Here is a 20,555-nt window from a genome sequence, read left to right as displayed (position 1 = left end):
GGCCGGCAACCCGGTGATCGTGATTGCCGGCCAGCGGCCGCCACTACCGCACGAGGCACCTGAAAGCGATTACAACCCTGCAGACGCCATTGAATACGTATGCAGGGTGATTCCCGCGAAGAACGCGCTGCCTACCATAGCGGCGACGACAGCGGCCACCGCGTCGCACGTCCACGGTCACGCCGGGACGTTCACGAATCGATCTGCAACATTGCCTGGGAGGGGAAAATGTTGAACCACAAGCGCAGCGCGCTGAGCATCGCGCTGGCCGTTGTCCTGGCGCCGACGCTGGCGTCGGCACAGTCCACGCAGAACACCACCACGCCGGCCGGCACCGCCGCCACCAACCTGGATACGGTGCAGGTCACCGGCATCCGCCGCGGCATCGAGAGCGCGATCGCGGTCAAGCAGGACGCCACCTCGGTGGTCGAAGCGATCTCCGCCGAAGACATCGGCAAGCTGCCCGACGTCAGCATCGCCGAATCCATCTCGCGCCTGCCCGGCCTGGCCGCCCAGCGCGTGGCGGGCCGTGCGCAGGTGATCAGCGTGCGCGGCCTGTCGCCGGACTTCGCCACCACCCTGCTCAATGGCCGGGAAGTGGTCAGCACCGGCGACAACCGTGGCGTCGAGTTCGACCAGTACCCGTCCGAACTGGTCAACGGCGTGACCGTGTACAAGACCCCGGATGCCGCGCTGGTCGGCCAGGGCCTGTCGGGCACCATCGACATGCAGACCGCGCGCCCGCTCAGCTTCGGCGAGCGCGTGATCGCGGTCAGCGGCCGCTACCAGAAGAGTTCGCTGGGCCGCGCCGCCAACGTCGATCCGTACGGCAACCGCTTCAGCGCCAGCTACATCGACCAGTTCCTGGACAAGACCCTGGGCATCGCCATCGGCTACGCGCACAGCGACATGCCGATCCAGGAGAACCAGGTCGGCCTGTACGAGCCGTGGACCACCGAACACACCGACAAGGGCGACCGCCCGGGCGTGGGCGCCGGCACCTACTTCTCCGATGGCATCAAGGCGCTGCGCCGCACCGGCAACAACAAGCGCGACGGCGTGATGGCCACCATCCAGTTCCGCCCGAACAACAGCTGGACCAGCACCTTCGATGCGTTCCACACCGAAGCCGAGCAGATCGACACCGCCAACCAGTTCGAGCTGAACCTCAGCAACTACAACGGCAACTACACCCCAGGCCTGCTGGTCAGCAACCCGCAGATCAACGCCAACGGCTCGTTCACCGGCGGCACCGCCAGCGGCGTGTATCCGCTGGTACGCGGCATGTACAACAAGCGCAAGGACAAGATCGATGCGTTCGGCTGGAACAACGAGTTCAACTTCGGCGGCGTCAAGCTGGTTGCCGACCTGAACTACTCCAAGGCCACGCGCGACGAGCTGAACCTGGAAAACAACCTGCAGCTGACCCCGATGCCGCAACTGGATACGGTCGGCGTATCGATCCGCCAGGATGGTTTCTCGCAGATCAGCCCCGGCCTGAACTACTCCAACCCCGATGCGCTGTTCCTGACCAACACCATCTACGGTTCCGGCTACGGCAAGGTGCCGAAGGTGGAAGACCGGCTGAAGGGTGGCAAGCTGGCCGCCACCATCGCCCTGCCCGATGCGATTGCCTCGTGGGCGCCGGATATCGACATCGGTGTGAACTACGCCGACCGCCGCAAGGTGAAGACCCAGTCCGAAGGCAACATCCTGCTCGGCGCACAGGGCGACGCCAACATCGCCTCGGACCTGCAGTACCGTCCGGTCAACCTCGGCTTCGCCGGCCTCGGCACCATCCCGGCCTGGAACGTGCCGGCTGCGGTCGGTCGCTACATGAGCTTCAACCCGGTCGACAACCTGGACTACCTGATCCCCAAGTCGTGGACGGTCGAAGAGAAGATCACCACCGCCTGGGCGCGCCTGAACATCAACACCGACATCGGTGAAGTGGGTGTGCGCGGCAACATCGGCGTGCAGATGCAGCACACCGACCAGAGCTCGGATTCGCGCTACTGGGACAGCTCGCAGTCGGCCGGCAACAACGTGCAGCCGTACTCGAACGGCCGCACCTACAACGACTGGCTGCCGAGCTTGAACCTGGCCTTCATGTTCCCGCACCAGCAGACGCTGCGCTTCGCCGCCGCCAAGCAGGTCGCGCGACCGCGCGTGGACCAGATGCGCGCCGGCCTGGAATTCGGCGTGGACACCGGTACCGGCCGGCCGGGCGGCAGTGGCGGCAATCCGCTGCTGGACCCGTGGCGTGCCACCGCGCTGGACCTGTCCTATGAGAAGTACTTCGGCGAGAAGGCCTACGTGGCTGCCGCGATCTTCTACAAGGACCTGAAGAGCTACGTCTACACCCAGTCGGTGGACAACTACGACTTCACTTCGCTGCTGGGCAGCTACGTACCGCCGCCGGGCATGACCGCTCCGGTGCTGACCACCGGCACCTTCTCCGCGCCGCAGAACGGCAAGGGCGGCACGTTGAAGGGCCTGGAACTGACCGCATCGTTCCCGCTGGAGATGCTGACCGACAGCCTGCGTGGCTTCGGCGTGCAGGCCAGCGCGACCTTCAACAAGAGCGACATCACCATCCTGGATCCGGAGAGTGCCTCAAGCGTGGGCACCGACCCGATCAGCCTGCCGGGCCTGTCCAAGCGCGTGTACAACTTCACCGCCTATTACGAGCGCAGTGGCTTTGAGGCACGCGTGAGCCAGCGCCGCCGTTCGGACTTCATCGGTGAGATCGGCAACTTCAACGGCAACCGCAGCCTGCGCTACGTGGTGGGCGAGAACGTGACCGATGCGCAGGTCAGCTACACCTTCAGCGACAGCAGCGCCCTGCGCGGCCTGACCCTGCTGCTGCAGGGCAGCAACCTGACCAACGAGCCGTACCGCACCTACGCCGGCAGCAAGGACCGCCCGCTGGAGTACATCGAGTGGGGCCGCACCTACATGCTGGGCGTGAACTACAAGTTCTGACCACAGCCGCGTAGTGCCGGCCGCTGGCCGGCAACCCAAAGGGAGCAGGACCGGGAACCCGCTGCGCAGGCAGCGGGTTTTCTTTTGCGCGGATGCCGGCCGATGGTCGGCCAGGCCCACCCACAAAAAAGGGACGGGGCGCTTCGGCCCCGTCCCCGCAAGTACCGCCACCGGAGAAAACGGTCAGCTGCGTCGGGCGCAATACACCGCGCGCGGCGGCAGCTGGAGTTCATTGCCCTGCACCGTGCCCGCATCCGGGCCCGGCACCGCCACCTGCTGCCAGTTGCCCGGCGGCAGCGGATGGCTCACCGCCTCGGCCGACAGGTTGAAGGCCAGCAGGAGGGTTTCATCTGCAAGCATACGCTCGAACAGCAGCACTGGCTCGGCGCTTTCGATGAACCGGATGCTGCCATGCAGGAGCGCCGGCTGGCTACGCCGCCAGGCCAGGAAGGCGCGGAACGCCGCCAGGACCGAGTGCGGGTCGCGCTCCTGCACGGCGACCGCCGCGGCCCGGTGTTCGGCCGGGATCGGCAGCCAGGGCTGGCCGGTGGTGAAGCCGGCCAGCGGTGCATCGGTCCACGGCAGCGGGGTACGGCAGCCGTCACGGCCCTTGAAATTCGGCCAGAAGGTGATGCCATAGGGATCCTGCAGGGCCTCGAACGGCACCTCGGCCTCGGCCAGGCCCAGCTCCTCGCCCTGGTACAGGCAGACCGAACCGCGCAGCGAGCACAGCATCGCCACCAGCATCCGCGCCAGGCGCGGGTCGGCGGGGTGGCCGCCCCAGCGGCTGACCGCGCGCTCCACATCGTGGTTGGACACCGCCCAGCACGGCCAGCCTTCGGTCATCGCCGCTTCCAGGCGCGAGACCGTATCGCGGATGTAAGCGGCGCTGTAGTCGTCCACCAGCAGCTCGAAGCTGTAGCCCATGTGCAGGCGGCCATCGCGGGTGTACTCGGCCGTGGTCGCCAGTGAATCCTCCGAGGAGATCTCGCCCAGGCTCACCGCGCCCGGATACTCGTCCAGCAGCGCGCGCAGCTGCTCCAGGAACGGCAGGTTCTCCGGCTGGGTGTTGTTGTAGTAGTGGTACTGGTAGGCGTACGGGTTGTCCGGGCTGAAGCCGCGGCCTACCCGCTTGTCCGCCGGCTTGGCCGGGTTGTCGCGCAGCTGCGCGTCGTGGAAGCAGAAGTTGATCGCATCCAGGCGGAAGCCATCCACACCGCGGTCGAGCCAGAACCGCACGTTGTCCAGGGTGGCCTGCTGCACGTCCGGGTGATGGAAGTTCAGGTCCGGCTGGTCGACCAGGAAGTTGTGCAGGTAGTACTGCTCACGGCGCGGCTCCCACTGCCAGGCGCAGCCGCCGAACAGCGACAGCCAGTTGTTGGGGGGCGTGCCGTCCTCGCGCGGGTCGGCCCAGACGTACCAGTCGGCCTTCAGGTTGCTGCGGTCCTGGCGGCTCTCGCGGAACCAGGCATGCTCGATCGAGGTGTGGCTCAGCACCTGGTCGATCATCACCTTCAGGCCCAGGCCGTGGGCCTTGGCCAACAGGCGGTCGAAGTCGTCCAGGCTGCCGAACAGCGGATCAACGTCGCGGTAGTCGGCAATGTCATAGCCGAAGTCGGCCATCGGCGACTTGAAGAATGGCGAGATCCAGATCGCGTCGACGCCCAGCGCGGCGATGTGGTCCAGGCGCTGGATGATGCCCGGCAGGTCGCCCACGCCATCGCCGTTGGCATCGAGGTAGCTGCGCGGGTAGATCTGGTAGATGACGGCTCCGCGCCACCATGGATAGTGCGACATCGACAGCCCCCCTCCGGGCATGCGGGACCCGCCGGAAGCGGGCCGAAATCCTGTTCCGGCAAGCTTAGCGGCGGCCTCGCGGGCATGGCGCAACCTGCATACGTATTCACGCAGGCGGCAGCCGTGGCCGGGCCGCGGACGTCGGCCCACCCGGTTTGCGCCCGAATTCACAGGCAGCGCCTATAATCAGCGATGAGCCTGAAAGCCTGATCGCATGACCATCACCGAAGACACCCGTCCCGCCCTGGGCCTGCCCCAGATCCAGTCGCTTGCCGCGGCCGACATGGCCGCCGTCGACGCCCTGATCCGGCGCCGCCTGTCCTCTGACGTCGTGCTGATCAACCAGATCGCCAATCACATCATTTCCGCCGGCGGCAAGCGCCTGCGCCCGATGCTGGTGATGCTGGCCGGCCATGCGGTCGGCCAGGCCGGCCCGGATCACCACCAGCTGGCAGCGATCATCGAGTTCATCCACACCTCCACCCTGCTGCACGACGACGTGGTGGACGAATCCAGCCTGCGCCGTGGCCGCAGCACCGCCAACGCACTGTGGGGCAACGCGCCCAGCGTGCTGGTCGGCGACTTCCTGTACTCGCGCAGCTTCCAGCTGATGGTCGAGCTGGAGCGCATGTCGGTGATGCAGATCCTGGCCGATGCCACCAACCGCATCGCCGAGGGTGAAGTGCTGCAGCTGCTGCACGTGCACAACCCGGACACCGACGAAGCCGCCTACCTGCGCGTGATCGAGCGCAAGACCGCGGTGCTGTTCGCCGCCGGTACCCGCCTGGGCGCGCTGGCCAGCGGCGTGGACGAAGCCACCCAGCAGGCCCTGTTCGACTACGGCATGCACCTGGGCTACGCGTTCCAGATCGCCGATGACGTGCTGGACTACTCGGCCAATGCCGAGGAACTGGGCAAGAATCTGGGCGACGACCTCGCCGAGGGCAAGGCCACGCTGCCGCTGATCCACGCGATGGCCCACTCCGACGACGCCACCCGCGAGCGCCTGCGCACCATCGTGCAGGACGGTGATGCCTCGGCAATGCCGGAGGTGCTGGCTGCGATCCGCGCCACCGGCGGCCTGGAGTACAGCCGCGCGCGTGCCGAGGAATATGCCGAAGCCGCCGAGCGTGCGCTCGATGGCCTGGGCGACAATGATGCCGTGGCGGCCCTGCGTGGTCTGGCGCGTTACGCAGTGCAGCGCTCGCATTGATGGGTTGAGGTGTGCCGACCAACGGTCGGCACCCACCAAACCGGCATTCCGGTGGGTGCCGACCGTTGGTCGCCACGCCGTTTATTACCGGAAGCGTTCCTCGAAGAACTCATCCAGCGCCTTCCACGCGCGCTTGGCCGCCCGTTCGTTGTACTGGCAGCCCGGCGGGCTGTTGGCATCGCGCTCGGCGAAGCAGTGCACCGCGCCGCTGTAGTTGGTGAATTCCCAGTCGACCTTGGCCGCGTTCATTTCCTTCTGGAAACCGGCGATGTCCTCGGCGGTCACGCTCTTGTCGTCGGCACCGTTGAGCACCAGCACCGAAGGATGGCTGCCACCGGCCTGCGCCGGCAGCGGCGAACCCAGCCCGCCGTGCAGGCTGACCACACCGGCCAATGGCGCACCGGCGCGAGCCAGTTCAAGCACGGTGGTACCGCCGAAACAGAAGCCCACCGCACCGATCCGACTGGCATCCAGCGGCGCCTTGCCGGCCTGCGCCTTGAGCACGTTCACCGCTTCCAGCGCACGCGCGCGCAGCAGCGGCCGATCGTTGCGCAGCTTGGTCGCCACCGGCCCCGCCTCGGCATCGGTCTTCGGCCGCACACCCTTGCCGTAGACATCGGCCACCAGCACCACGTAATCATCGCCGGCCAGCTGTTTGGCCTTCTCGATGGCCGACTCGTTCACACCCTTCCAGTTCGGCACCATCACCAGGCCAGGTCGCCTGTCGTTGTCGCCGTCGTCATAGACCAGCACGCCACTGAAGGTCGTGCCCTGGTGTTTCCACTCCACCGGCTGCGTCTTCATTGCCGCCCACGCCGGCATCGCCGCCAGCCCCAGCATCACCGCCACACCGCATCGCCAACGATTCATGCGCCTGCTCCGCAAGAAAAAGGGGACGGAGGGGATTAAGCCGTATTCGCCCCTCCCGCGTCGCATTCTGCATTGGCGACGTGACGCAGGTGTGGTTGGATACGACTTAATCCCCTCCGTCCCCTTTTTCGCATGAACCTTGTTGACCGCTTTCTGTCTGGCCTGATCCCACGCCTGCCCGCCGACAATGCCGCGCAGTGGGCCCACGTGCACGGCGCCAGCGCCGAAGACCTGCAGCGCCTGCGCATGCAATGGCCGCAGGTGCCTGACAGCCTGGTGGAACTGTTGTCCCGGGTGGATGGCACGCACTTCCGTGAGTATCCCGGCGGCGGGGTCTGCGTGCTGATGCTCGGCTCGGACGTGGAAGACGGCGGCTATCCGTACTACCTGCGCTCGGTCGCGCAGATCTTCGAAGACCAGCAGCAGTGGGACGACAGCATCCGTTCCATCTACGAAGAATGGCTGGATGACGAGCCGGAGATTCTGGGTGAAGGCATCGACGCGGATCTGCCGATGAGCCGCCGGCTGTGCTTCTCGCACTGCATGAACAACGGCGGCACCTCGATGCTGTACCTGGATTTCGATCCCGCGCCGGGCGGCACGGTCGGCCAGGTGGTGCGCTACCTGCACGATCCAGACAGCTACGTAGTCATCGCGCCCAGCTTCGATGCGTATCTGCAGCAGCTGATTGATGGCGGTTACGCGTTCATCGATCAGGACACCGACTGAATAGTAGATCCACGCCATGCGTGGATGACGGCCTCACCCGCGTTCGATCCAATGCAAGGTGCCCGGCTCGAACGCCAGCAGATCCGCGGCCGCCAGGCGCGCACGCGGCCAGTGACGTTCCGGTGGCTTCGGCTGCCGGGCACTCACCGCACCATCGTAGTCGCGTACCAGTAGGCCGATGCACGCGGCCCCGGCCAGCAGAGCATCGATACGCTGCAACCACTGGCCGGCGTCGCCCACTGCTTCATCGCGACGTGCCTGCTGATCCTGTTCATGCCGCGCTCGCTGCTCGGCCAGCGCGCGGGCGATCTTGGCTTCGCTCCAGCCCTTCTTCCGCCAGCGCTCGGCATCGCCCTTCCACTCCCGCTCGGCCCGCGACGAGGCCAGCGCAGTACCGCAATCGCAGTGCACGGCGCTCAGCCACGGCTGCCAGCCAGGCCCGACCGCGGCCTGCAGGCTGGGCGAATCCTGCGCGAACAGGCGACGGCCGCTGCGCTCCATGATCGCGGCGGCGTCAACGTGCGCAAACGAGGTGGGTAGGAACACGGTGATGAAGGTGCACATCGGGCTTCTCGAATCCGTCCGGGAATGCGCGATGGTAACTCGCTGGGGTCACAGCCCTTTCCCGCGGAAAGGGATCCGACCCCGATCCCGCGGATCAGGCGATCCCGATACCCGGAATCGCGCTGATGCTGTCCGGGTCGAAGCCGGCCAGTTCGGCAAAATGACGACCACGCGCCACGTAATCGCGGTACGCGCCAAAACTCGGCGCACCCGGCGACAGCAGCACCACCCCGCCCTGCTCGCCCAATGCGCGACGCGCCAGCGCCATCGCCTCGGGTAGATCCGCCGCCGCGTGCAGACCGAAGCGGCCGGCATCGGCCAGCGGCTGCAGCATGGCGTGGATACGCGGGCCGTTGCTGCCCATGGTCACGATCTCCACCGGCGGCACGTCGTGGGCCATGTGCTGCATGAAATCGGTCCAGTCCAGGCCACGGTCGTGCCCGCCCACCAGCAAGGCGATGCGCTGCCCGGCGAAGCACTCCAGCGCGGCCAGGCTGGCATGCGGTGTGGTGCTGATCGAATCGTTGACGTAAGTCAGGCCATCGGCCACGCCGATGCGCTGCAGGCGGTTCGGCAGCGGACGGAAGTCCTGCACCGCCGGTGCCAGCGCCACCGCGTCCAGACCCAGCGCTTCCAGCGCGGCCAGCACCGCGCACAGGTTGCCGCGGTTGTGGCGACCCGGCAGCGGCGTGTTGCGGGTATCAAACACCGCCTGTTCACCGCGATGCACGATGTCACCGCGCATGTGCCAGCCCTGCGGCTGGTTGAACCAGACCACTTCGCTGTCAGGCAGCGACAGCGCGGCCAGATGCGGATCGGCGGCATTGAGCACGGCGATGCGCGGTGCGGCTTCAGTCACCAGCCGCAGCTTGTCGTCGATGTAACGCTGCTCGCTGCCGTGCCAGTCCAGGTGCTCGGGGAACAGGTTCAGGACCACCGCCACCTGCGGATGGGCGCCACTGCGCGCCACGTCGCCGGTCTGGTAGCTGGACAGTTCCACCGCCCAGTACTCGGGCGCGGGTTGCGGGTCCAGCACTTCCAGCAGCGGCAGGCCGATGTTGCCGACCAGACCGGTACGGTGGCCGGCGGCACGCAGCAGGTGCGCCACCAGCGCGGTGGTGGTGCTCTTGCCCTTGGTACCGGTCACGCACACGGTGTCGTGCACGACGCCATCGGCACCCGCATGCTCAGCGAACCACAACGCGGTGCCACCGATAAAGGTGGCGCCCCGCCCCGCCGCCGCCAGCGCGATCGGCTGGTAGGGACTGATGCCGGGCGATTTGATCACCACGTCGAACGCGGCCAGCGCTTCAGCAGAAGGCTCGCCACGCACGTCCACCACGCCCTGCGTTTCCGCACGCGCGGCCTCGACTTCGGCCGCCGGGCAGAACAGGCTCAGCGGCAGCGTGGGCAGTCGCTCACGCAGCACCGCAAACGCGGCGCGGCCCTCACGGCCCCAGCCCCACAGCGCAACGCGCTTTCCTTCAAACTGCGAAATCTTCACGCACCCGTTCCCACAGCGCAGCCGGAACGCGGTGCTCGCCCTGCAGCTGCAGCAGCGGTGCCAGTTCCAGTTCGACGGCATCCAGCTGCGGCTGGATCTCATTGCAGAAGCGCTTCACCAGCACGTCTTCCTTCCACTCCGGACGCTGCGCCAGGGTCGCCATCGCTGCGCGCGATTCGCGGCCTTCGCCCACGCACTCGAACGGCTTGTGGTCCTGGAATTCCAGCAGCGCGTCGAAGCCACCGGCCTGCTCGGCATCGTCCAGCAGGTTGCGGCCGAAGATGCGCACCAGGCGCGTCTTGGGCATGAACGGGGCCAGCGCAAGGAACACGAAATGGCACTTCGGGCAGACGCCGCACCAGCGGTTCACCGGGCGCTCGCCGAGGATGTGGAAGTTGCGGTTGCAGCTGGAGAAGTGCGCGTCGTAGAAATCGGTCTTGGCGAACTGGCGGGCCACCGCCAGCTCGGACATCGGGCGCAGCAGCGAGTAGTACTGCAGATCCGCAGCGACGTGCTTCTGCACATGGCTGCCGAACGCCTGCTCGAACGCCCAGCCCTTGGACCACTGGTGGTTCACCTCGCCGGTGCCCGGAATCTGGCTGCCGTAGCTGGCCGAACGCTCATTGGAGAACACCACCTGGTCCACGCCCTGCAGCAGCGCGGCCAGCACCATGATCGCCGAGTTCACCGCGGTGACCGGGATATGGCCGTTCCAGGCGCCCTGGCGGTTGAGCTCGAACAGTTCCGGCGCCAGCGCGCGCCCCAGGTTCAGCGTCGGCAGGCCGGTACGCTCGGCACAGGCGCGGATCAGCTGCGAACCACCGATCCAGGTCACCGTCTCGTCCACGCCTGCACGGCGCAGCGCTTCGATGCTGACCAGCGAATCCTTGCCACCGCCGATCGCCACCAGCGCGTGCGGCTGCAGGCCAAGCACCGGGGCCTGCACCGCTTCGCCCTGCACCGGCAGGCGGAAGCGCCCGCGCAGGTTCAGGCCGTTGCGGTAGGCAAATTCGCCCAGGCCATTGAGATAGACCGTCTCAACCAGCGCTGCGGTATCGGCATCGATGGCGTAGCTGTCGATGCTGACCGTCTCCGGCACGCCCGCCTTGTAGTAGCTGACACCGGCGATCAGGTGCAGCAGCTGCAGCGCGCGCTGCACGGCGGCGGTACGCGCCTCGTCCAGCACGAACGGGGCGCCCGGCACGGTGATGGTCTCCACCATCTCCGGGCCGTCGTCAAAGGCATAGACCAGCTTGGCCACGCCGGTATCCGCGGCGAATTCGCAGCGGACGAAGCGGAAGCGGGAAACCTGGTGTTTGTCGAAAGCAGTCATGGTGTATCCGGTCAGGCACGGGCCCGCGCGATGGCGCGGGGCGTGTCGGTGGGCGGGTGCAGGGCGGCGATCATTCGATCACGTCTTCGCGCGGCAGCATCCGCTGGTTGTAGGTGTTGGCCATCACATAGCCGTAGGCACCGGCATCGGCGATCAGCATCACGTCGTCCGGCGCGGTCGACACCGGCAGCTTGCGGCGCTTGCCGAACACATCGCTGGATTCGCAGATCGGGCCGACCACATCGAACGCCGCCTCGGCATAGCCGCCCTGGCGGCTGAGGTTCTCGATATCGTGCCAGGCGTCGTACAGGGCCGGGCGCATCAGTGCATTCATGCCGGCATCCAGGCCGACGCGGCGCACGCCGTCCTTTTCCACCACCTGGGTGACATGGGTCAGCAGCACGCCCGACTCGGCCACCAGGTAGCGACCCGGCTCGATCGCCAGACGGAATGCCGGATGCAGCGCCTTGACCTCGGCCAGGCCCTCAGCCCAGGCGTCCAGGTCGAACGGCTCGTCCTCGGCAGAATACGGAATCGGCAGGCCACCGCCAATGTCGATCGTCTCTACGCTGCCGATGCGGCGGGCGAAACCGGCCAGCTCATCGCACATCAGGCGCCAGTGCTGCGCGGTCTCAACGCCGCTGCCGAGGTGCGCATGCAGGCCGACCACGCGGCTGCCCAGATCGGTGGCCGCGCGCACGAACTCGTCGACGCGGGCGATCGGCAGGCCGAACTTGGAGTCCTTGCCGCCGGTACGGACCTTGGCATGGTGGCCTTCGCCCCGGCCCAGGTCGACCCGCAGCCACAGCTCGCGGTTGCGGAACAGGTCCGGCCAACGCTGCAGTGCTTCGACGTTGTCGACCGTCACGGTCACGCCCAGCGCGAATGCCGCCTCATACTCGCTGCGCGGGCAGAAGCTGGGGGTGAACAGCACGCGCTTGGGCGACAGTTCCGGCAGGTGCTGGAACACGTGCTTCAGCTCGCCGTGCGACACGCACTCCAGGCCAAAGCCCTCGGCTTCCAACAGCTGCAGGATGGCCGGGTGGCTGTTGGCCTTGATCGCGTAGTAGCGCTGGTCGATCGGCTTGATCGCGGCCAGTGCACGGGCGCGGGCACGCACCGTCGGCAGGTGGTAGACGTAGCGCGGCGTACCCGCATCGGCCAGCTGCAGCAGGTGCGCACGCTGGCCCCGCCACCACGGCGTGCCACGCGGACGCACGGTGCCGGCAATCTCGCGCCAGCGCGGGCCGAACACTTCGGTCTCTTCCACCGGCATCGCACCGCTGTCGATCAGCTCAGCATGCAGGATCGGCAGCAGGCCATCGGCATCGGCCTCGTCGATGACGAAGGTCAGGTTCAGGTCGTTGGACGACTGCGAGATCATGTGCACGCGCTCGCGGCCGAAGGTGGCCCACACGTCCGACAGCTTGTGCAGCAGCGAGCGCATGCCACGGCCAACCAGGGTGATCGCCGCACACGGCACGATCACCTTCACCTTGCAGATCTGCGACAGGTCGGCCGACAGCGCGGCCAGCACATCGGTGTTGACCAGGTTCTCGGACGGGTCCAGCGACACGGTGACGTTGGTTTCGGCCGAACCGATCAGGTCCACCGACAGGCCGTGCTTCTTGAACAGGTTGAACACATCGGCCAGAAAGCCGACCTGCTGCCACATGCCGATGCCTTCCATCGACACCAGCACGATGCCGTTGCGGCGGCTGATCGCCTTTACGCCCGGCACCGGCGCGGCGCTGCCATCGATGCTGGTACCTGGCAGTTCCGGGCGCTCGGTATCGAGGATGGCCATCGGCACGCCGGCATCGCGGCACGGCTTGATCGAGCGCGGGTGCAGCACCTTGGCACCGGTGGTGGCGATTTCCTGCGCCTCGTAATAATCCAGGCGGGTCAGCAGGCGCGCATCCGGCACGTCCTTCGGGTTGGCGCTGAACATACCCGGCACATCGGTCCAGATCTCCACGCGGCTGGCGCCGAGCAGCGCACCAAAGTACGCCGCCGAGGTATCCGAGCCACCGCGGCCGAGGATGGCGGTGCCGCCATCGGCATGCCGCGAAATGAAGCCCTGGGTGATCAGCAGGCGGGTCGTCTGCGCGCGGAAGCGCTGCATCCACTCGGCATCGGCACGCCACTGGCAGTTCACCGACAGGCGCTGCGACCAGTCGCTCTGGTTCGGCTGCGGCGGCATCGCATCCAGCCACTGGCGGGCATCCATCCAGCCCATGTCCAGGCCCGAGGCGTGCAGGTAGGCTGCGCCCAGGGTGGAGGACAGCAGCTCGCCCTGACCCAGCACTTCAGCCTGCCAGTCCAGCGGACGGGTCGCGGCGCGCGCGTCGTCCAGCAGGCCCTGCAGCGCCGCCAGGCGTTCGGCCAGCACCTCGCGGCCCAGGCCCAGTTCAACCAGGAAGCCCTCGTGGCGTTCGACCAGCGCCGCCACGCGATCACGGCTGTCCGGTGCGCCGTCGGCAATCGCGGTCAGTTCGTTGGTGACCCCGGACAGCGCCGACACCACCACCAGCACGCGCGAGCCAGTCTCTTCCGCACGTTTTTTCGCCAGCTTCCCGATCGTGTCCCAGCGATGACGACGCGACACCGAGGTGCCGCCGAACTTCAGTACGATCCAACGATCGACAAGGGGGGAAGCTGACATGGATTGGCTATGTAGAATGTGGGGAAGCCGCCCTCGGGGGCGGAACCTTTGATTCTAAGCGCAATATCACCGTAGATGGCCGTCCTCCGTTACCTGCAGCTCGATGTCTTCGCCCCCCGCCCCGGCACCGGCAACCCACTGGGCGTCATCCTGGACGCCGACGGGCTCTCAAGTAGCCAGATGCAGGCCCTTGCCGCTTGGCTGAACCTGTCAGAGACGGTGTTCTTCCTGCGCCCCAGCACGCCGGGCGCCGACTACCACATCCGTATTTTCACCCCGACCCGCGAACTGGCGTTTGCCGGCCACCCCAGCGTCGGCGCCGCCTGGGCGGCGGTGACCTGCGGCCTGGCGCAACCGCGCGACGGCGCCCTGCTGCAGCAATGCGCGGCGGGGCTGCTGCCGGTACGGGTGAGCGGTCCGGCCGAGGCACTGCAGATCCGGCTGGCCAGCCCGCCGGCGCGGCAACTGGACACCAGCGCGGACGCCGCGCCGAAGGAGCTGCTGGCGCTGGCTGCCAGCGGGCACGTACCCGAACTGTGGGACAACGGTGCGCGCTGGTGGCTGTTGCCGCTACGCGATGCCGCCGCCGTACGTGGGCTGGCACCGGACATGGCCGCGCTGGCCGACTGGAGCCTGGCCACCGATGCCACCGGCGTGGCGGTGTTCGCCGACGAAGCCGGCACCGGCCACTCCCGCGTGGTACGTGCGTTCTGCCCCGCCGATGCGGCCAGCGTGCCGGAAGATCCTGTCACTGGCAGCGCCAATGCCCTGATCGGTGCCTGGCTGCGCCAGCGCGACGCTCTGCCCGGCCGCGAGGGCCGCTACGTGGCCAGCCAGGGCCGCGAAGTCGGCCGCGATGGCCGCGTACAGGTCGAGGTTGATGCGCAGGGCACGGTATGGATCGGCGGCCAGGTGCAGTGCGTGATCGACGGCAGCATCCATTGGTAGCGCCGCGCACGGTCGCCGGGCATGGCCCGGCGCAACCGTATCCCCTATCGTTTTACGGAGTTTGCCCCCTATGACCACCCGCCGTTTCCTGCAGCTGGATGTGTTCTCCCCGCGCGCCGGCGCTGGCAATCCGCTGGCCGTGGTACTCGATGCCGAGGGCCTGGACGATGCCAGCATGCAGGCCATCGCACGCTGGACGCGCCTGCCCGAAACCACCTTCGTGTTCCCGCCGCAGGTCGCCGGTGCCAGTTACCGACTGCGCATGTTCAGCCCGCAGAAGGAGGTTCCGTTCGCCGGCCACCCCAGCGTCGGCACCGCGCATGCAGTGCTGCAGGCGGGCCTGGCCACGCCGATCGATGGCGTGCTGGTGCAGGACGGCATTGCCGGCGCCCTGCCGCTGCGCGTCAGCGGTGAGGGTGCGCGGCAGCGCATCGCCATCCGTACCCCGCGCGCGCAGCTGGCCGAAACTGCCGACGCGACCGATCCACGCCTGCAGTCCGCACTGAAGGGCTGGCCGCTAGGCACGCTGCCACCGGCGCGCATGCAGGGCGGGCGCAGCTGGTGGGTGGTGCAGGTGGCCGACGAGGTGGCATTGCGCGCGCTGCAGCCGGACTGGGATGCGGTAGCCGCACTGGCTGAATCCACCGACAGCATGGGCGTGTTCGCCTATGCCTTCAGCGATGGCAGCGAGGGTTTCGACCTGGCCGTACGTGCCTTCGTCGGCAATGGACGCCGCTTCGAGGACGCCGCCTCGGGTGCCGCCAATGCGGTGCTGGCCGCGTGGCTGGACCTGCGCGGCGCGCTGCCGCGTGGCCGTGCACCGTTTGAAGTCAGCCAGGGCCGCGAAGTCGGCCACGACGCGCGCCTGACGCTGCTGGTCGACGAGGACGGTGAGGTCTGGTCGGGTGGCCAGGTGCAGACGGTGATTGCCGGCACCATCGATTGGTAAAGGAATGCTGTAGAGCCGGCCTCAGTCTCGGCTGCTCTCCGCCCAGACCATGGCAGCCGGGGGAGCCGAGCCTGGGCTCGGCTCTACAGATGCGCCGGCTCAGCCCAGCTCGGCTTCCAGGCTGATCGGCACCGCGCTCAGCGCCTTGGACACCGGGCAGTTCTGCTTGGCGTCATCGGCAATCGCGCGGAACTGCGTCGCGTCGATGCCCGGCACCACCGCCTTCACCTTCAGCCGGATCTGCGACAGCTGCGGGCCGCCTTCCAGAGACAGATCGACCTTGGCTTCGGTATCCAGCGAGGTCGGGGTAAAGCCGGCTTCGCCGAGCTTGGCCGACAGCGCCATGGTGAAACAGCCGGCGTGCGCGGCAGCGATCAGCTCTTCCGGATTGGTACCTTTTTCGTCGCCGAAACGGCTGTTGAAGCCGTAGCGGGTCTTGTCCAGCAGGCCACTCTGCGGCGTGCTCAACTGGCCCTTGCCCGACTTCAGATCGCCTTCCCAGTGCGCGGTGGCGTGTCGCGAGATTCCCATGTGCTGCTCCTGCGTGACGGTGATGAACGTTCACCCTCGCACGGGAGGCGTTAGCCCTGCGTCGCTCCGCCGCACGCTGGAGGTCGTCTTCCGAACCCGGCGCGTGGACACTTCCTCGCCAACCGGAAACGCATTTTTCTCTTGTTTTCAGTGATTTCGCGCACTCAGCCAATGGGCGGGCGCCACCCATCGCGCGCGCTGCCACCGCCCCTTCCCCCACTGCGGGCCATGTACTGAATCGGCCTGGATATGAAAAAACATGCACTTTCCGCGCTTCGGGCTATTGGCGGCGCCCGAGAGTTGCCCTACATTGCGCTTGCCGACGGGGTTCGGCGCCGACCAAACAACCAACCGTTCACGGAACAGGAAACCATGGCAAAGACCGCTAAGAAGGCTGCCCCGAAGAAGGCAGTGAAGAAAGTCGCGACGAAGGCAGCCGCCAAGCCGGCCGCTCCGAAGCCGATCAAGGAAGTGCTGACCAAGTCCGGCCTGGTTGCACACATCGCTGAAGCCTCCGGCGTCATCGCCAAGGACGTCCGCGCTGTGCTGGCCTCGCTGGAAAGCGCCGTCGCCTCCTCGGTGCACAAGAAGGGCGCTGGCTCGTTCACCCTGCCGGGCCTGCTGAAGATCACCACCGTCAATGTGCCGGCCAAGCCGAAGCGCAAGGGCATCAACCCGTTCACCAAGGAAGAGCAGTGGTTCGCTGCCAAGCCGGCCACCACCAAGCTGAAGGTGCGTCCGCTGAAGAAGCTGAAGGACGCCGCGCTGTAAGCGCGCGCCCCAACGCGGATTCCGACGGGACGGCTCTGGCCGTCCCGTTTTTTTTTGTCCCAACCACGGCCCGCAACACAGCGTTGCCGCATCACCGGGAATGTCCGGACAGGCCCGTCGCCATTGGCTGGGCGTGGTACGTGCCGGCCCCGGAACGTACCGGGTGGAACACTGCGTGCAGCGCCGGCCGTCGCCGCCGGCCGTGGCGTTGCCTATGGTGGGCACATCCTCCACAGCTACGGCGAGCCCCCTCTCATGTCCAGCCCCTCCACCCGCTACCGGATCTCGGTGACCCCCATCGAAAAGGACGGTTTGCAGTGCACCGGGCGCTGCACCATCGAACTGGAACATCGCGCCAGCCGCGACCTGATGCGCCTGCTGGAAGCTGCCCCGCGCACCGCTGGCATCAGCGGCGACGAGCGCGCGACACTGGTGATCGCCACCCAACTGCTGCGCGACATCGTGCAACGCCACGCCGAAACCGAAGGCCACGCCCTGGCCGCCATCGCCGCGCAGGTGCTGCCGGCGCTGGATGCACTGGAACAGCTGCCCTCCTCCCGCTGATCACGGCGCAGCCGATACACTGCCTCCTTCCGTTCGCCTCGGGGAGGAGGCAGACATGCACAGGGTCCTGTTGTTGATTGCGCCGCTGGTGCTGCTGGGCTGTTCCCGGCCGCCATCGCAGCCCCATCCAGCAGATGCCGCACCGTCGGCCACGACCGAGGCGGCTTCCCGCACGACGCCACAGACCGACGCAGACGGCGATGCATCGGCGGTGCAGGCCGTCGATGTCGATCCCCTGTTTGCCGCCGTTGCGGCCGAGGCCGAGCTGCCGGCGGGAATGCTCAATGCGTATGTCATGGCCCTGCTCAATCGCGATCACAAGGCCATCGACGCCGCATGGACCTTCCCACCCAGCGATGCACGGCGCGCAGACGATGCTGCATTGCGCCAGCTCACGGATGTGCGCAGCCTGCGCCTGACCAGCGAACTACCGGTCGCGCGCGACGGTCACCAGCCGCCGCAGTTGCTGGAAGTTCCGGTGCAGATCCGCGCGGTGACCACTGAAGGCACCTTCCGCTTCGGCGGCTGGTACCGCGTGCAGCCCAGCAGTGACGGCCGTGCCTGGCAGATCCAGTCGGCGCAACTGCGGCCAACGCTGGACTGAACCGTTGCAGCGGCATGCACGCACGATTCAGCCGGCACGGCTACTCTTTGATTCGTCCATTCATACCCACCGGTCACCGCCATGCGCCTGCGTTCCCTGATGACCCGCCTCGCCGCCTCCACCGTGCTGATCGCTGCTGCGATCGGCGCGCAGGCCGCCCCGTCCATCTCCGGCCGCGAACTGTCGGTTGGGGCCAGCGACGTGCAGCAGTACCTCGATGGCAGCTTCCCGCGCACCCAGGACGCGCTCGGCGGCCTGATCGCCCTGACCATGAGCCACCCGCAGCTGAGCCTTCCGGCCGGCGAGCGCTTGAACCTGGGCATGGACGTGGCACTGGCCACCGCCGGCGGCAACCCGGCCAAACTGGGTACGGTGAAGCTCAGCAGTGGCCTGCGCTACGACGCACAGACCCAGGGCTTCCACCTGCAGCAGCCCAGCGTGGATGATTTCACCCCGGCCAACCAAGGGGGTCGCCTCGATTCGCGCACCCGCGGACTGCTCAATGCCTGGCTGAGCGACTACGCCCAGCGCGAACCGATCTACAAGCTGGACCCGGCCATGGCCGGCCTGCTCGGTGCGCTGCAGGTGCAGTCGGCGCAGGTGAAGAACGGCAAGCTGGTAGTCACGTTCAACCAGAACCTGGGCAACCTGGTGCCGGCCGGCGTACTGGGCAAATGAGGTAGTGCCGGCCGCTGGCCGGCACTACCGGTAGCGCATCAGGCGGCAAGTGCCTTGACCACCGCCTCACTGAAGGCGGGGATGTCGTCCGGCTTGCGGCTGGTGATCAGGTTGTCATCGATCACAACCGCGGTATCGCGCCATTTCGCACCTGCGTTGACCAGATCCTGCTGCAGGGACGGCCAGGACGTCACGTCGCGCCCCTCAGCAAGGCCGCTGTTGATCAGCAACCACGGGCCGTGGCAGATGGCCGCCACAGGCTTGCCGGCTTCATCCACCGCGCGGATGAAGGCCAGTACGGCATCATCGGTGCGCAGTGTGTCCGGATTGATGACGCCTCCGGGCAGGACCACGGCATCGAAGCGTGCCGGATCCGCTTCATCCAGCGGAATATCCACCGCGACGGCGTCGCCCCAGTTCTTCTCTTTCCAGCCCTTGATCGTCGCCTCCTTTGCAGGCGACACCACGCTGACGCGCGCGCCCTCGGCTTCCAGCAGCCGCTTGGGCTCGGTCAGTTCTGACTGTTCGAAGCCGTGGGTGGCCAGGATGGCAATCTGCTTGCCCTTCAATCGCTCTGCCATGGGTGCACTCCGGTTGGGGAGCCGACAGAATGGAAGAAAGGCCCTTGCACGGCGGTGACCCTGCCGTGCACGGCAGGTGGAGAGCCTCCGGGTAGTGCCGGCCAGGGGCCGGCAGTCCCCGGTAACGGTCAGCGCTTGGGCTGCAGCATGGTGCCGGTGCACTTGGGCGAGCCGCAGCGGCACTCCCAGATCTTCTTCAACTTGGCGGTGTGGCGTTCGGCCAGGGTGATGCCGTAGTTGTAGGTCAGTTCCTCACCTGGCTTGATGTCACGCAGCGCCTCGATGAACACCTTGTCGCCACGGCTGTCGCCGTCCTCGTCTTCCTCGATCACCGCCTCGCAGTTCGGGTCGCAGCTGTGGTTGATCCAGCGCGCGTCATTGCCCTTGTAGTTGGCATCGATCACCCAGTCGTCGTTGAGGGTGAACAGGAAGGTATGGCCACTTTCGACGTCGCCGCTGTCATCGGCATCAACGTCGCCGTGGCTGCGCAGCAGGCCCTTGTACTGGATCACGCGCTCGCCCTGCTTGATCGGGGCCACGGCGAACACGCCGTTGCCATGGATGGCGGACTTGCGGGCTTGGATCTTCTTCGGCATCGGCACGGGCTGTTTGCAGCGAATGGAACAGGGATTCTCGCCCATTCCGGGTGATTGCGAAAATCACCCCGTTGGCGCAGCATTGCGCCCTGGCAACGGCCCCGGTGTGTCCTCCCGGCCCGGCCCCAGCGCCGGCTGAATGCCCGGGTTGGATGGCGGCGAATAAAAGCGTACAATTTCAGTCCGCTTTAAGAACCACTCGCATCCCCATGTTGCGCGTCACCAAACTCACCGATTACGCCACCGTCGTGCTGACCGTGCTCGCCGCCCGTCCGGGCGAGGTGCTCAGTGCCACCGAGCTGGCCGAATTCACCGGTCTGGAGCCGCCCACCGTCAGCAAGGTGCTCAAGCCGCTGGCCCAGGCCGGCCTAGTTGAAGGCCTGCGCGGCGTCCGTGGCGGCTATCGCCTGACCCGCCCGGCCATCGAGATCTCGCTGTTCGAAGTGGTCGAAGCGATGGAAGGGCCGCTGGCCCTGACCGAATGCAGCCACGACCACCATCAGTGCGGCATGGCGCCCAAGTGCGGCGCGCGCAGCAGCTGGCGGCTGATCAACGACGTGGTTTCCGAGGCCCTGCGCGATGTCACCCTTGCGCAGATCCTGCCCCCTCTCCCCCTTGCCGATGACGAACAGCGCCGCACCATCGCTGTCGACGTCGTCTCCTGATCCGTAGG

General features: G+C 67.1%; 20 protein-coding genes. 11 read left to right on the top strand and 9 right to left on the bottom strand.

Going from position 1 to position 20,555, the window contains the following annotated elements; translation table 11 throughout:
• Positions 1-235, top strand: a 235-nt coding sequence (locus R1H25_RS14205) for a hypothetical protein (protein WP_317223901.1), incomplete at its 5' end; no start/stop codon positions are given.
• Complete coding sequence (locus R1H25_RS14200) at positions 229-2,985, top strand: TonB-dependent receptor (protein WP_317223900.1); 2,757 nt, start codon at positions 229-231, stop codon at positions 2,983-2,985. The genes R1H25_RS14205 and R1H25_RS14200, both read left to right, overlap by 7 nt.
• A 183-nt stretch (positions 2,986-3,168) precedes the next feature.
• Here R1H25_RS14200 and R1H25_RS14195 read toward each other — a convergent pair whose 3' ends face one another.
• Entirely contained in the window at positions 3,169-4,782 is a 1,614-nt protein-coding gene (locus tag R1H25_RS14195; RefSeq protein WP_317223899.1) for an alpha-glucosidase family protein, read from the bottom strand.
• 214 nt (positions 4,783-4,996) lie between these two features.
• Here R1H25_RS14195 and R1H25_RS14190 point away from each other — a divergent pair, with 214 nt between their 5' ends.
• Positions 4,997-5,995 carry a polyprenyl synthetase family protein gene (locus tag R1H25_RS14190; RefSeq protein WP_317223898.1) on the top strand — a complete coding sequence of 333 codons (999 nt, stop codon included), beginning with the start codon at positions 4,997-4,999 and terminating at the stop codon, positions 5,993-5,995.
• 84 nt (positions 5,996-6,079) lie between these two features.
• On the opposite strand, the gene R1H25_RS14185 is transcribed toward R1H25_RS14190, so the two are convergent.
• The gene (locus R1H25_RS14185) at positions 6,080-6,865 is read right to left on the bottom strand and encodes a dienelactone hydrolase family protein (protein ID WP_317223897.1); all 786 of its coding nucleotides are present in this window, start codon (positions 6,863-6,865) and stop codon (positions 6,080-6,082) included.
• A gap of 132 nt (positions 6,866-6,997) precedes the next feature.
• On the opposite strand from R1H25_RS14185, the gene R1H25_RS14180 reads away from it, so the two are divergent.
• Positions 6,998-7,594 carry an SMI1/KNR4 family protein gene (locus R1H25_RS14180; protein ID WP_317223896.1) on the top strand — a complete coding sequence of 199 codons (597 nt, stop codon included), beginning with the start codon at positions 6,998-7,000 and terminating at the stop codon, positions 7,592-7,594.
• Between the two features lie 33 nt (positions 7,595-7,627).
• Here R1H25_RS14180 and R1H25_RS14175 read toward each other — a convergent pair whose 3' ends face one another.
• From R1H25_RS14175 to R1H25_RS14160, 4 genes are all read right to left on the bottom strand, one after another.
• Positions 7,628-8,158 carry a hypothetical protein gene (locus R1H25_RS14175; RefSeq protein ID WP_317223895.1) on the bottom strand — a complete coding sequence of 177 codons (531 nt, stop codon included), beginning with the start codon at positions 8,156-8,158 and terminating at the stop codon, positions 7,628-7,630.
• Positions 8,159-8,252: 94 nt separating this feature from the next.
• Entirely contained in the window at positions 8,253-9,662 is a 1,410-nt protein-coding gene (gene murD / locus R1H25_RS14170; RefSeq protein ID WP_317223894.1) for a UDP-N-acetylmuramoyl-L-alanine--D-glutamate ligase, read from the bottom strand.
• Complete coding sequence (murL, locus tag R1H25_RS14165) at positions 9,643-10,995, bottom strand: UDP-N-acetyl-alpha-D-muramoyl-L-alanyl-L-glutamate epimerase (protein ID WP_317223893.1); 1,353 nt, start codon at positions 10,993-10,995, stop codon at positions 9,643-9,645. The genes murD and murL overlap by 20 nt, the downstream gene beginning before the upstream one ends.
• A 70-nt stretch (positions 10,996-11,065) precedes the next feature.
• Positions 11,066-13,660, bottom strand: a complete 2,595-nt coding sequence (locus R1H25_RS14160; RefSeq protein WP_317223892.1) for a bifunctional aspartate kinase/diaminopimelate decarboxylase — start codon at positions 13,658-13,660, stop codon at positions 11,066-11,068.
• Positions 13,661-13,735: 75 nt separating this feature from the next.
• Here R1H25_RS14160 and R1H25_RS14155 point away from each other — a divergent pair, with 75 nt between their 5' ends.
• Together R1H25_RS14155 and R1H25_RS14150 are read left to right on the top strand one after the other, a co-directional pair.
• Positions 13,736-14,608: a PhzF family phenazine biosynthesis protein gene (locus R1H25_RS14155; protein WP_317223891.1), complete on the top strand. Its 873-nt coding sequence runs from the start codon at positions 13,736-13,738 to the stop codon at positions 14,606-14,608.
• A gap of 70 nt (positions 14,609-14,678) precedes the next feature.
• Positions 14,679-15,557, top strand: coding sequence for a PhzF family phenazine biosynthesis protein (locus tag R1H25_RS14150; protein ID WP_317223890.1), 879 nt, complete (start codon positions 14,679-14,681; stop codon positions 15,555-15,557).
• A 99-nt stretch (positions 15,558-15,656) separates the two neighbouring features.
• Here R1H25_RS14150 and R1H25_RS14145 read toward each other — a convergent pair whose 3' ends face one another.
• Positions 15,657-16,088, bottom strand: a complete 432-nt coding sequence (locus R1H25_RS14145; RefSeq protein WP_005408443.1) for an OsmC family protein — start codon at positions 16,086-16,088, stop codon at positions 15,657-15,659.
• A 372-nt stretch (positions 16,089-16,460) separates the two neighbouring features.
• Here R1H25_RS14145 and R1H25_RS14140 point away from each other — a divergent pair, with 372 nt between their 5' ends.
• From R1H25_RS14140 to R1H25_RS14125, 4 genes are all read left to right on the top strand, one after another.
• The gene (locus R1H25_RS14140; RefSeq protein ID WP_010483539.1) at positions 16,461-16,859 is read left to right on the top strand and encodes an HU family DNA-binding protein; all 399 of its coding nucleotides are present in this window, start codon (positions 16,461-16,463) and stop codon (positions 16,857-16,859) included.
• A gap of 255 nt (positions 16,860-17,114) precedes the next feature.
• The gene (locus R1H25_RS14135) at positions 17,115-17,423 is read left to right on the top strand and encodes a DUF3861 family protein (protein WP_049447529.1); all 309 of its coding nucleotides are present in this window, start codon (positions 17,115-17,117) and stop codon (positions 17,421-17,423) included.
• A gap of 55 nt (positions 17,424-17,478) precedes the next feature.
• Positions 17,479-18,027, top strand: coding sequence for a hypothetical protein (locus R1H25_RS14130; RefSeq protein ID WP_317223889.1), 549 nt, complete (start codon positions 17,479-17,481; stop codon positions 18,025-18,027).
• Positions 18,028-18,108: 81 nt separating this feature from the next.
• Positions 18,109-18,705 (top strand): DUF1439 domain-containing protein, encoded by a 597-nt coding sequence (locus R1H25_RS14125; protein WP_049447531.1) that lies wholly within the window; start codon positions 18,109-18,111, stop codon positions 18,703-18,705.
• Between the two features lie 38 nt (positions 18,706-18,743).
• Here the strand turns inward: R1H25_RS14125 and R1H25_RS14120 are convergent, their stop codons facing one another.
• On the bottom strand, positions 18,744-19,286 hold the full coding sequence (locus R1H25_RS14120; protein WP_005412532.1) for a type 1 glutamine amidotransferase domain-containing protein: 543 nt from the start codon (positions 19,284-19,286) through the stop codon (positions 18,744-18,746).
• Between the two features lie 128 nt (positions 19,287-19,414).
• Positions 19,415-19,882, bottom strand: a complete 468-nt coding sequence (locus R1H25_RS14115; RefSeq protein WP_191862952.1) for an SET domain-containing protein — start codon at positions 19,880-19,882, stop codon at positions 19,415-19,417.
• Positions 19,883-20,091: 209 nt separating this feature from the next.
• Here R1H25_RS14115 and R1H25_RS14110 point away from each other — a divergent pair, with 209 nt between their 5' ends.
• The gene (locus R1H25_RS14110) at positions 20,092-20,547 is read left to right on the top strand and encodes an SUF system Fe-S cluster assembly regulator (RefSeq protein WP_005408436.1); all 456 of its coding nucleotides are present in this window, start codon (positions 20,092-20,094) and stop codon (positions 20,545-20,547) included.
• Positions 20,548-20,555: the final 8 nt, after the last annotated feature.

The sequence above is a fragment of the Stenotrophomonas veracruzanensis genome (genome assembly GCF_032911525.1).
Lineage (GTDB): Bacteria > Pseudomonadota > Gammaproteobacteria > Xanthomonadales > Xanthomonadaceae > Stenotrophomonas > Stenotrophomonas africana.
This window is presented reverse-complemented; position numbering and strand designations above follow the sequence as displayed.